General features: G+C 63.9%; 10 protein-coding genes. 4 read left to right on the forward strand and 6 right to left on the reverse strand.

What is annotated here, in order from left to right:
* Positions 1 to 57: 57 nt before the first annotated feature.
* The 3 genes from VMX79_12190 to VMX79_12200 form a co-directional block, all read right to left on the reverse strand.
* Positions 58 to 1,083: an NHL repeat-containing protein gene (locus VMX79_12190; GenBank protein HUV87857.1), complete on the reverse strand. Its 1,026-nt coding sequence runs from the start codon at positions 1,081 to 1,083 to the stop codon at positions 58 to 60.
* Positions 1,084 to 1,099: 16 nt separating this feature from the next.
* Positions 1,100 to 2,050 (reverse strand): PorV/PorQ family protein, encoded by a 951-nt coding sequence (locus tag VMX79_12195; GenBank protein HUV87858.1) that lies wholly within the window; start codon positions 2,048 to 2,050, stop codon positions 1,100 to 1,102.
* 180 nt (positions 2,051 to 2,230) lie between these two features.
* Positions 2,231 to 3,220 (reverse strand): PorV/PorQ family protein, encoded by a 990-nt coding sequence (locus VMX79_12200; protein ID HUV87859.1) that lies wholly within the window; start codon positions 3,218 to 3,220, stop codon positions 2,231 to 2,233.
* A gap of 197 nt (positions 3,221 to 3,417) precedes the next feature.
* Here VMX79_12200 and glyA point away from each other — a divergent pair, with 197 nt between their 5' ends.
* Positions 3,418 to 4,704: a serine hydroxymethyltransferase gene (gene glyA / locus VMX79_12205; protein HUV87860.1), complete on the forward strand. Its 1,287-nt coding sequence runs from the start codon at positions 3,418 to 3,420 to the stop codon at positions 4,702 to 4,704.
* Positions 4,701 to 5,150 (forward strand): ribose 5-phosphate isomerase B, encoded by a 450-nt coding sequence (gene rpiB / locus VMX79_12210; GenBank protein HUV87861.1) that lies wholly within the window; start codon positions 4,701 to 4,703, stop codon positions 5,148 to 5,150. The genes glyA and rpiB overlap by 4 nt, the downstream gene beginning before the upstream one ends.
* A 37-nt stretch (positions 5,151 to 5,187) precedes the next feature.
* On the opposite strand, the gene VMX79_12215 is transcribed toward rpiB, so the two are convergent.
* From VMX79_12215 to VMX79_12225, 3 genes are all read right to left on the reverse strand, one after another.
* The gene (locus VMX79_12215; protein HUV87862.1) at positions 5,188 to 6,210 is read right to left on the reverse strand and encodes a hypothetical protein; all 1,023 of its coding nucleotides are present in this window, start codon (positions 6,208 to 6,210) and stop codon (positions 5,188 to 5,190) included.
* 156 nt (positions 6,211 to 6,366) lie between these two features.
* Positions 6,367 to 7,407, reverse strand: coding sequence for a glycosyltransferase family 9 protein (locus VMX79_12220; protein ID HUV87863.1), 1,041 nt, complete (start codon positions 7,405 to 7,407; stop codon positions 6,367 to 6,369).
* 10 nt (positions 7,408 to 7,417) lie between these two features.
* Positions 7,418 to 8,179 carry an outer membrane beta-barrel protein gene (locus VMX79_12225; GenBank protein ID HUV87864.1) on the reverse strand — a complete coding sequence of 254 codons (762 nt, stop codon included), beginning with the start codon at positions 8,177 to 8,179 and terminating at the stop codon, positions 7,418 to 7,420.
* A gap of 122 nt (positions 8,180 to 8,301) precedes the next feature.
* Between VMX79_12225 and dprA the strand changes: the two genes are divergently transcribed.
* Both dprA and topA read left to right on the forward strand, forming a co-directional pair.
* The gene (gene dprA, locus VMX79_12230; GenBank protein HUV87865.1) at positions 8,302 to 9,420 is read left to right on the forward strand and encodes a DNA-processing protein DprA; all 1,119 of its coding nucleotides are present in this window, start codon (positions 8,302 to 8,304) and stop codon (positions 9,418 to 9,420) included.
* 10 nt (positions 9,421 to 9,430) lie between these two features.
* Entirely contained in the window at positions 9,431 to 11,677 is a 2,247-nt protein-coding gene (gene topA / locus VMX79_12235; GenBank protein HUV87866.1) for a type I DNA topoisomerase, read from the forward strand.

Consider the following 11,677-nt stretch of genomic DNA (forward strand, 5'->3'; position numbering starts at 1 on the left):
GCCCCCTCCCGGGGGTACAGGCGCTGGTGGGGCCGCGGCCGCAGGCGGTTTTCGGTTTTACCTTTCGTCCGGCGCCGGGAGCCGCGGCGGCTTCTCGACGCGTTCCGGGAGGCGGTATTGTACTTCTAATACTTTTATTACGTTATTGTACGTATCCGCTACATATAATTTTCCGTCCGCGCCGAAGCCAAGGCCTCCCGGGTGGTTGAAGTCCCTTTTGCCGCGGCCCAGCTTGCCGTATTCGCACAGGTACCGGCCGTCGGCGGCGAAAGCTACGACGCGGTCGTTCCCGGTGTCCGACGCGAAAATATTGCCGAAGCGGTCGAGGCAAACGCCCGAGGGATTGCGCAGTTGCCTGTCGTCGCCGCCGGTAATTACGGCGACGGGGTTTCCGAAGCGGTCGAAGCGCTGCAGCCGGGAGTTACCGGTGTCGGCCACGACGACGCCGCCGCTTTCGTCCACCGCGACGTCGGCGGGGAGGTTGAGTTTGCCCGGCTCGGCGCCGTAGTAGCCTACCTCCAACGTGATTTCGCCCAGAACGTTGACCCGCTTGACCTTGTGGTTGCCGGCGTCGGCGACCCACAGGTTGCCCAGTTTGTCGATGGCGAGGCCGGCGGGCCGTTCGAACCGCGTCGCGAGCCGCTGCGTCTGGCCGAACGACTTGAGGTATTTGCCGTAGATGTCGTACTGGTGGATTAGGCCGCGCTCGCGGTCGCTGACGTATACGTATAATTCCTGGTCGGCCGCTACGCCGTACGGCGAGACGAGCCCCTCGCCCTTCCAACCGAAGCGCCCGAACGCCGTGTCGAAATCGCCCAACGGGAAGAACCGCTGGACGCGTACGTTGCGGTTGTCGACGACGTAGAGCCGGCGCGCGCCGTCGAAAGCGACGGCGGTGGGTTCGTCGAACTGGCCGTCGCCGCGGCCGGCCTCGCCCGCGACCGCGACCGTTTTAAAGGCCTCGGGTAACGACGCGCCCTCGCCGCCGATGATTATCGCCGCGGCCGGCGACGCTAAAGCCGCCGCCACGGCTGCGGTGACGACGGCTTTTTTCTTTTCGAAGATGGGCTTGGGACGCGCCACGCGTATTCCGGGGCTTTTAAAAGACGTAGCCGACGGCGAAGCGGTGCCGGTCGCCGAAGGCCTCGCCTTCTGGTATGCGGCTGTAATCGAAGCTCAGGCCCGTATACGCGAAGCCGAAGCCTAACGTTAAGCCGGTTATCTCGCCCCACCTATCGCGGTAGTAGCCGGCTCGTACTGCCACCATTTTGGCGTATATATATTCCGCGCCGCCGGAGTAAATCGCCTGGCCGAACTCTTCGCTCAAGCGGTCGTTGAGGTTCATCAACAGCTTCGAGCCGTCGGCGGCTACGGTGAGGTCGTTGAGGTTGGTCGAAAATACCTTATAGGCCAGGCCGAGGCGCATAGTACGCGGCGGCGCCCAGCTAACTTCGATCTCTTGTTCCTCTTCGTTCACCCGCTTAGCGGTTTTATTCGTGCCCAGGTTGGTGAAGGCCAGGCCGCCGGAAAGGCCCTTGAGCGGCGTTTTGTACAGGACGCCGCCGTTAAACAATAGCTGTTGGTCGACGCCGCCGGGAAGGTCCGTAAGGTGTTGGTACGCGTACGTCAGGCCGCCGCCGACGCCGAGGTCTTGGCGGACCGGATAACTCCAATAGAGGGACGGCGCCGCGCCGTAACTGTGCATTACGCCTATTTTCCGGCCTTCGAGGTCCATCATATCGGTTCTACCGGCGTCGCTGTATATGACGTCGAAGCACAGCGTACCGTATTTGCCGGTGCGGTAGGCGAACGCGGCGTAATCGTAGAAGATGTCTTTAAGGTCGCCGGTGCCGCGGGGTTCGTGCATAACGGTAATGCTGTTCTTCTCCAACAGCGCCAGGCCGCCCGGGTTGTAGAACGAGGCGTTGGCGTCGTCGGCCAGGCCGGTGAAGGTTTTGCCGATGCCGCCCGGGCGGGAACCGGGTTCGATATGGAGCCAAATAAACTGCGCCGTGTCCTTAGTTTCGCATAACGCCGGTCCCGCAAGCACAAGTGCGCCAACTAGTAAAATTGTCGCCGGTTTATACATCGCGCGACCCCCTTTTCCCTATTATTATAACCCGTGCCCGTTTTAAAATCAAGCTGAAAAGGGCGCTGCCGTCGCGCCGCCCGTTTCTGCCGTAAGCGGTTCATACGTCGTCAAATCAAGACTTCCGAGCCGAGCCCTCGCTTAGAAGTAATAACCCAGGGCGAAGCGGTGGCGGTCGCCGAAGGCCTCGCCTTCCGGGACGCGGCCGTAATCGAAACCGACGCCCCGGTAACTGAAGCCGAAGGCCGGCGTCAAGCCGTTCACCGCGCCCCACCGGTCGCGGTAGTACCCGGCCCGCACCGCCACTATTTTCGCGTAGACGTATTCTACGCCCCCGGAATAAACCGCCTGGCTGAATTCATCTTCCAGCCGGTCGTCCAGGTTCATCAAGGGCTTCGAGCCGTCGACGGCCGCGGTGAGGTCGTTGAGTTCGTTCGAGAAAAACTTATAAGCCAGGCCGAGCCGCATCGTCCGCGGCGGCGGCCAGCTGACGGCGCTCTCTTTTTGCTCCTCGTCTACTCGGGTAGGGCTTTTGTTCGGGCCGAGGTTGGCAAAGGCGAGGCCGCCGCTCAACCCCTTAAGCGGCGTCCGGTAGAGGACGCCGCCGTTGAATAACAATTGCTGGTCGACGCCGCCGGGAATGTCCGCCAGGTGTTGGTAGGCGTACGTCAGGCCGGCGCCGATGCCGAGGTCGTTGCGGAGCGGGTAGCTCCAATACGCGGAGGGAGCGACGTCGTAAATATGCATCACGCCGATCACGCGCTTATCCGGGTCGGTCATGTCGCTTTTGCCGGCGTCGCTATATACGACGTCGAAGCACAGCGTGCCGTATTCGCCGGTGCGGTACGCGAACGCGGCGTAGTCGTAAAACATATCTTGCGAGTCGGCGGTGCCGCGGGGCTCGTGCATTACGGTAATGCTGTTCTTCTCCAACAGCGCCAGGCCGCCCGGGTTGTAGAACGAGGCGTTGATGTCGTCGGCCAGGCCGGTAAACGCCTTACCGAAACCGCCCGGGCGGGAGCCGGGTTCTATAAGTAGAAAGGCGAACCTCGCGACGTCTCGCGTTTCGGCACGCGTCGGCGCGGCCGCGAATATTCCCGCCGCGGTTATAATTGTTATTAATCCCCTCATTTTTTAACCACCATTCGCGTAATATTATAATGCCGGCTTGAGCGGAAATCAATCCGAAAATTCGCCTCGTTGGCAAGTAGGTTTAGGTTATCGCCGGGATGCGGCGTGGCCCGGCCGAACGCCCTTAATCATGGATTAAGATTGACTTGTCGTAACGCGGGTGTTATTTTAAGGAAAATCGCAGTCGGAGGTTTAATATGAGCCATTTATGGCAAACCGACCCGGAAGTGGCCGCGGCGGTTTTGGGCGAGTTGCGCCGCCAGACCGAGACGTTGGAGCTTATCGCCAGCGAGAACTTCGTGAGCGAGGCCGTGCTGGAGACCGTCGGCTCCGTTATGACGAACAAGTACGCCGAGGGTTACCCGGGACGCCGCTACTACGGCGGCTGTCAGTACGTCGACGTCGGCGAGTCGCTCGCGATCGAGCGTGCCAAACGGCTCTTCGGCGCCGAACACGTTAACGCCCAGCCTCACTCCGGGACCCAGGCCAACATGGCCGTCTACTTCACCGTGATGGAGCCGGGCGACACCATGCTGGGGATGAACCTCAGCCACGGCGGCCACCTGAGCCACGGCCACCCCATCAACTTCTCGGGGAAATACTTCAACGTCGTCCAGTACGGCGTACGCGAGGACGACGAGACCGTCGACTTCGACGCGCTGCGTACGTTGGCGCACGAGCACAAGCCGAAGCTGGTTATGGTGGGCGCCAGCGCCTACCCCCGCACCCTCGACTTCACGAAGTTCCGCGCTATCTGCGACGAGGTGGGCGCGGTGCTGGTCGCCGATATCGCCCATATCGCGGGGCTGGTCGCGACCGGCCTTCACCCCACGCCGGTGGGGATAGCCGACTACATAACCACCACCACCCACAAGACGCTGCGCGGCCCGCGCGCCGGTATGATAATGTGCCGGGAGGAGCTGGCCAAGGACCTCGACCGCGTCGTCTTCCCCGGCATCCAGGGCGGCCCGCTGATGCACGTCATCGCCGCCAAAGCGGTGTGCCTGGCCGAGGCGCTGAAGCCCGAGTTCAAGGATTACCAGAAGCAGATCGTCGCCAACGCCGCGACGCTGGCGGCGCGGCTGGCCGAGAACGGCCTGCGCATCGTCTCCGGCGGGACGGATACCCACCTCATGCTGGTGGACCTCAGGCCGTTCGAGCTGACGGGCAAAGTGGCCGAGAAGCGGCTGGAGGAAGCCGGCATAACCGTGAACAAGAACACCATCCCGTTCGACCCGCAGAAGCCGTTCGTTACCTCCGGCATCCGCATCGGCACGCCGGCGTTGACGACGCGCGGCATGAGGGAACCGGAGATGAAGGCCATCGGCGACATGATCGCGCGCGTCCTGAAAGATATCGAGAACGACGCCGTCGTCGCGGAGGTGCGCGAAGAGGTGCGCGAGCTGTGCGAGCGCTTCCCGCTGTACGCCGAAATGAAGGCGCGCTACATAGCGGAGGCGAAGAAGCGAGGGATGGAAGCGTGAAGATAGCTTTCGCGGCGGACCATCGCGGCTACCCGTTGAAGGAGTACTTGAAGGCGGCCGCGGCCGAGCTGGGCCACGAGGTCGTCGACTTCGGCACCGATTGCGAGGAGTCCTGCGACTACGTGGACTTCGGCCGGGCCGCGGCGGAGGCGGTGGCGCGGGGCGAAGCCGAACGCGGCGTTCTGGTGTGCGCTACCGGCCTCGGGATGTCGATGGCGGCCAACAAGGTCCCCGGCGTCCGCGCGGCGCTGTGCTGGACCGTCTACATGGCCCGGCTGACGCGCGCCCACAACGACGCCAACGTCCTGGTCCTCTCGGGCGACCAGACCGGTTTTCAGTACGGCCGGGAGATGCTGACGGCCTGGCTCGAGACGTCGTTCGAGGGCGGCCGCCACGCCCGAAGGGTGGATAAGATAAAAGCTATCGAGGGCGATTACGCCAAATAAAAAAAGCCGGCCTTCGGGCCGGCTTTCGAATTAGGCGCTACTTTCGGTATCGGGCGAAGGTCGTGCCGCCCACGGCCCATCCGGCGCCGTCGATGAATTCTATGTCGAAGAAGCGCGGAATGGCCTCCGTCTTATTAGCTATGGCGGCCTCGGTCCAACGCCGGCCGTCCCAGTAGAGTAGCCGGTAAGCCCTGGTTATAACCTCGTACGGCGCGGCGGCTACCCAAAGGCCGCCGGCACGGTCGGCGAAGCACGTCCGGTAGTAATATTCTTCCGGCGGTACGATGGCGGGGGTAATATCCCGAAGCTCGGGCGTAAGCTGGTAGACGCGGCCGAGCCTTTCCCTCGCGAGCCGCCGTTCGCCCACCGCGTACGTTAGGGCGCCGTCGCCGGTTATATCGTACAGGTGAAGATTTTCGTTGAAGGCTAGAGCCGGCTCCCAACGTTTTCCCTGCAGCTCGAATACTTCGTCGCCCGCCGCTCCCCGGACGACCATAAAGCCGGTGTCGGCCCCCGTCATGTGAAAAGGCCCGAAGCTCTTGTAGCCTTGCGGCTTCTCCGCCTCGCGCCACCGGCTGCCGTCGTAATAGAAAATAGCCGGTACGCCGTACGGCCGGGAGATGGCGTTTACCCATACGTGGGAGGGGTCGACGCCGCCCAGGTGCAGGTATTCCAGGTCGTTGTAAAGGCGGGTGAGGTACCATTCGCCGCCCTGGTAGTCGAGGAGCGCGCCGCCGTTGCCGCAAGCCCAGCCGCGTTCGCCGTCGAACATGAGGATGTCGTTCAGCGCTTCCGTGACGACGGGCTCGAATTCTTTTACGGCCCAAGCGCCGTTATTATAACGGGCGACCGCGGCGCGCTTCGAGTCCGTCAAGAGGACCGTCGCCCAGACGGTGCCGTCTTCCCGGACGTCGCAGTGCGTCCACGCTCCCTCGTACGGCGGCTCGAGGACGGTCCAGGAGCCCACCGAGGTGGTGGGGGTCGTAACCTCGTCTTCGCCGCAAGAGATAACCAAGGCCGCGGCCGCCGCCCCCAACGTTAATACTGCCCAACCGCGCATTCCGTTTCTCCTATAACGTAATTTTTCCTCAACACGCCGCCCCGCCTTCGCGGGCTCCTCTTCGCAACCGCCCCCTTCCTGGCGCCCGTAGACGTTCCGGCCGTCGCGAACCCGAGGCCGGCCTTATACCTGACTTACTTTGTTAGGTATTATAACTTATTTTTGCTCGCGCTTCAAGATAAATTCTTTAACGCGGGCCAGGGAGATGCGCTCGCGGCATTCGTACTTGAAAGGGCGTTTGCAGCGGGGAAAGGGCGAGTTGGCGTAGCAGGGAGCGCATTCCAGTTCGGCGGCGACGGCTTCGGCGGGCCCCCCGCGCGGGAGAAGCGCGCTCGGGTTGGTGGGGGCGAAGAGGGCGAGGGTGGGTTTTTTGAGGGCGACGCCGACGTGCAGAGGCAGCGAGTCCACCGTTATGAGGTAAGCGGCGCCGTCGATCACCCGGGCGCTTTCGAATATGTCCGTTTTACCGGCGAGGTTTATTACGTTGCCGTTGCCGGCCTTAGCGGTTATGGCGGCGCACCTCTCCCGGTCGTGGGGCCCGCCCACCAACACGACGGGGCGGCCGGCCTCCTTCTTGATAAAATCGACGATCTCGACGAAGAAGTGCGCCGGCGGCAACTTCGCCGCGACGGTTTCCCGCGGGTTCCGTCCCCCCGAAGGCACCAGCGCTACGTATTTCTTCTTTTTTTTAATCCCCGTGATTTCGGCCGCCTTCGGCACGCCGCGCGGGATGACGAAGTCGAGTCGCAAGTCGTCGCGGGCGCAGCCCGCCGCCTCGGCCACTTCGACGTAGGTTTCGGCGATGTATTTGTCCGCGTTCGGCTGCCAGCGCGCGCCGCCGGCCAGGTACCGGGGCGGCTTCGGTCCGGTAAACGGGGCATATACGGCGGCTCCGCCCCAGTTTAGCAACCGCGCCAGGCCGGGCCAAGGTTGGAAGAGGAACGCTACGTCCGCTCCGGAATTTTTAATATCTTTGGTCAACCGGTACGTCGTGACCGGGTTCGGCTTGAACGCGACCTTCTCTTCCACGAACATATACGCGTCCGCGCCGGGTATAGCGCCGGCGACGTCGACGTTGGCTCGCCCCGTTAGGAGGACCAGGTCCGCCTCCGGAAAGGCGCGGCGCAAGGTCCGGAGGGCGGGCGTCGTCAGCAGAAGGTCCCCGGCGGCGTGCGTCTTTATAGCGATAAGCCTCATAACCCGCAACCTATAGGAAGCGCCACCCCGCGCCGGCGAAGAGCCCTTGGAGGCCGGTGCGGTACTTATAGCCGGCGACCTCGTGTTCGCGGAATTGGCGGTCGTAGTTATATTCCGTAATAAGGAACAGGTTGTCCCCGAGGTTCACTTGTATGCCCGCGTAGAGGGCCCAGTCGAACGAGAACTGTTGGAACCAACCCGACGTCAAAAGGCCGCCGCCTTGGCTTTTTTGGAGGAACGCGTCCGATACGTGGTCGTCGACGTCTATCGTCGTCAGGTTGCCGCCGATGCCGGCCGCGGCGTACGGCGTAACGGGCCAAGCGGGGAGAACCACGTACTTGAGCGCGATCTTATAATCGACGTTTTGGAATTTATACGCCAGGCGTTCCTCGACCGGCCACGACGCCCTGGTGGGCGGCGGCCCCTTGGGGAAAGTGGCGTAGTCGTATTTCAGTACGGTTTCGCGGCGGGGGGCTTGTTCTTGCGTCAATTTTAACGAGGCGGCGACGTAGGGACCGACGAAAAAGTCGAACGTTACGCCGAAGGCGGAGAGCGTTCCTATGTCTTCCAGCGGGTCGTCCAAGCCTACCGCGGCGGCCCTGCCGGTGATGTCCGGCGCGGCGTCGTACGACGGCCCCCACGCCGCGCCGCCGTACACGTAGACCGCGGGGAACACGTAGGCCGGTAGATACTGAACGGTAGGCGTGGGTTCGGGTTCGGTCCCCTCCTGTTGCGCAAGGACGGCGGCCGCAAAGACCGTGAATACGGACAAAATTATGGCGAATCTCTTCATTGAATGTAACGAATAACATACCCGGCCGACGCGGTCAAGCGGATACGATTCGTTAATTTTATCTTGACAGTCTCGGCGGGTTCGAATACAATCCGGCCTAAATGGAGGCTGGTCGGCAAGAGCGCGTACGGGCTACCCTGGCGCTGGCCCGCGTACCGGGCATCGGAAGCGTATTTTTCCGGCGCCTTCTGGAAACCTTCGGCGAACCCGCGGCGGTTTTTACGAAGACCTTCGACGAGCTCGCCGCGGTCCCGGGCATCGGCGACGAGCGGGCGCGAGCGCTCGCGACGTTCGACGGCTGGAAGGAAGTTGAGGCCGAGATGGCCCGGGCGGAGACTTTGGCCTTAAGGTACGTAATATGGGGCGAGGACGATTACCCCGAGCCCCTCGCCGCGATATATGACGCGCCGCCCGTGCTGTATTATAAAGGCGCGTTGGACCGGCTGACGGCGCCGGCCGTCGCGGCCGTGGGTACGCGCCGGCCCACCGACTACGGCGAGCGCGCGACGGCGTTCATATGCGAGCCCTTAGCGGAGGCGGGCTTAGCGATCTTAAGCGGGATGGCGCGGGGCATCGACACTTGCGCCCATCGGGCCGCGCTCAAGGCGGGCGGCGTTACCGTCGCCGTCCTCGGGTGCGGCGCCGACGTCGTCTACCCGCCGGAGAATAAGGGCCTGTACGACGAAATATGCGAAAAGGGCCTCGTCGTTTCGGAGTTGCCGCCGTCGGCCCGACCCGAGGCGCAGAACTTCCCGCGCCGCAACCGGATAATTAGCGGCCTGGGGGCCGGCGTCCTGGTCGTCGAGGCGGGGGAGCGCAGCGGCGCCCTCATAACCGGCTACCACGCCGCGGAGCAAGGCCGGGAGGTCTTCGCCGTGCCGGGCAGCATCTTCTCGCCGGCGAGCGACGGCTGCCGGCGGCTTATCGCCAGCGGCGCCAAGCCGGTGGGTTCGGCCGACGAAATCTTGGAGGAGCTCGCGCCGCAGTTCTCGCCCGTCGGCGGACGGCGCGCGGCTAGGCCGACGGTAGATACCGCGTCGCTCGGCGCCGACGAGCAGGAACTCTTGAAGTGCGTCGCCGGCGAGGCGATGCCGGCCGACGAGCTCGCGGCCCGCGTTGGGTGGGACCCGTCTCGAGCCGCGACCGCGTTGCTCTCCCTCGAGATCGCCGGCCTGGTCGAGAAGCTCCCCGGAAACAACTACCGCCGCATCTTCATGTAGCGTATTCCTTATGGGTAAAAGTTTATTAATCGTCGAATCGGCCGCCAAGGTCAAGACCATCGCGAAGTTCCTGGGCAAGGACTACGCCGTAAAGTCTTGCCAGGGCCACGTTGCGGACCTGCCGAAGTCTTCGCTCGGCGTCGACGTATCCAAGGGTTTCGAGCCCACGTACGAATCCACGCCGGCGCAGAAGAAAATATTGAAAACCCTTACCAAGGCGGCCGAGGCCGCGGACGTGATTTATCTGGCCACGGACCCGGACCGCGAGGGCGAGGCCATAGCGTACCACCTGTCGCAGCATCTGGACGGCGCCCGCGCGCGCCGCGTATCGTTCAACGAGATAACGGCGGCGGCGGTGAGGGCGGCGGTGGCCGAACCGCGCGACCTGGACCTCCGCCTCATCGCGGCCCAGCAAGCCCGGCGCATACTGGACCGCCTCGTCGGGTACCAGGTCAGCCCCATATTGTGGAAGAAGGTCACGACCGGCCTTTCCGCCGGCCGCGTCCAGTCCGTGGCGGTCCGGCTTATCTGCGAGCGCGAGCAGGAAATCGAGGACTTCGTCGCCGACGAATATTGGACCCTGGGGGCCGAATTCGAAACCGCGGCCGGCGAACGCTTCGCCGCGTCGCTCGTCTCTATCGACGGCGAGACGTTGATGGCGCCCGGGCGGCTGGTCAAATACCGGCGCCGGCTGGCGAACGAGGCCGAGGCGTCGGCCGAACGGGACAAGGTCCTCAAGCAAAGCTTCGTCGTTACGTCGTTCGAACGCGGCGAGAAGCGCCGGTCGCCGGTCCCGCCTTTTACGACCAGTAAGTTGCAGCAGGCCGGGGCCCGGCAATTCGGCTTCACCGGCCGCAAGACCATGGCGCTGGCCCAGGTGCTCTACGAGGGCGTCGACGTGGGCGGCGGCGACCGGGTGGGCCTTATCACCTACATGCGAACCGACTCGGTGCGGGTGGCGTCGTCCGCGGCGGCCGCGTGCCGGAAATATATCGAAAAAGAGTTCGGCGCCGATTACTTACCCGCTAAGCCGCGTTTCTATCGCTCTCGCCGCGGCGCCCAGGAGGCCCACGAGGCCGTACGCCCCACCGACGTTGCGCGAGCGCCCGAGGCGGTGAAGGGACATCTCACCGCCGACCAGTTCAAACTGTACGACCTTATCTACCGCACGTTCGTGGCGTCGCAGATGGCGGACGCCGTCTTCGATACCGCCACCGCCGCGCTCGAGGGCGGCGGGTACCTCTTCCGCGCGCTGACGCAAGCGCTCAAGTTCCCGGGCTTCATGAAGGTTACGCCGCGCGAGACCGGCGCCGGCGAGCTACTGCCTTCGCTGGCGGTGGGCGACGAGGTTCCGTTGGCCGACGTCACGCCGGAGCAACATTTCACGAAGCCGCCGCCGCGCTACAACGACGCGTCGCTGGTCCAGGCGTTGGAGGAGCACGGCATCGGTCGCCCGAGCACGTACGCCCCCACGGTGGCCACCATCATCGACCGCAAGTATATCGAACGCGTCCGGCGGGCGTTCCATCCCACCGAGCTCGGCAAGTTGGTGAACGCCCTGCTCGTGGCGTCTTTCCCGGACATCTTCGACGTGCAATTTACGGCCAAGGTGGAGTCGCAGCTCGACGCCGTGGAGGAAGGCCGCGCGGAGTGGGACGCGGTGCTGGCCGACTTCTACGGTCCGTTCGCCGCCGACCTGGCGCAGGCCGCCGACGTTATGGACGCGGTGCGCGACGAAGCGGCGGAGCGCACCGACGTGGATTGCCCCAAGTGCGGCGGGAAGATGGAAGTACGGTGGGGAAGGTTCGGGAAGTATTTGCGGTGCGAGAATTATCCCGACTGCGGCCAGACCATGAACTTCGAGCGCGACGAGGACGGCAAGGTGGTCCCGGTCGAGGCCGAGGACACCGGCGAGACGTGCGAGAAGTGCGGCGGCGCGATGGTGGTAAAACGCGGCCGGTACGGCGAGTTCCTCGCCTGCGACAAATACCCGGAGTGCAAGAATACCCGTCCTCTACGCAAGAAGGTCGACGCCAAGTGTCCCAAGTGCGGCGGCCGGGTGGTGGAGCGGCGGGGCAAGCGCAATCGCCGCTTTTACGGCTGCGAGAAATACCCGGAGTGCGATTTCACCGCCAACGCCGTCCCGGTGAACGAAGAGTGCCCGGCCTGCGGCGCGCCGTACCTCCTGGAGGGGAAGCGCGGGAAGTATTGCGCCAAGAGGAGCTGCGGTTATCGCGGCCCGGGCGAAGAGGACTAA

Source organism: bacterium, assembly GCA_035529855.1.
Classification (GTDB): Bacteria; RBG-13-66-14; B26-G2; order WVWN01; family WVWN01; genus WVWN01.

Coding starts and splice junctions, on each gene's coding strand:
- VMX79_12200 (HUV87859.1), bottom strand. CDS start 3,220: ATGAGGGGATTAATAACAATTATAACCGCGGCGGGAATATTCGCGGCC.
- glyA (HUV87860.1), top strand. CDS start 3,418: ATGAGCCATTTATGGCAAACCGACCCGGAAGTGGCCGCGGCGGTTTTG.
- VMX79_12215 (HUV87862.1), bottom strand. CDS start 6,210: ATGCGCGGTTGGGCAGTATTAACGTTGGGGGCGGCGGCCGCGGCCTTG.
- VMX79_12220 (HUV87863.1), bottom strand. CDS start 7,407: ATGAGGCTTATCGCTATAAAGACGCACGCCGCCGGGGACCTTCTGCTG.
- dprA (HUV87865.1), top strand. CDS start 8,302: ATGGAGGCTGGTCGGCAAGAGCGCGTACGGGCTACCCTGGCGCTGGCC.
- topA (HUV87866.1), top strand. CDS start 9,431: ATGGGTAAAAGTTTATTAATCGTCGAATCGGCCGCCAAGGTCAAGACC.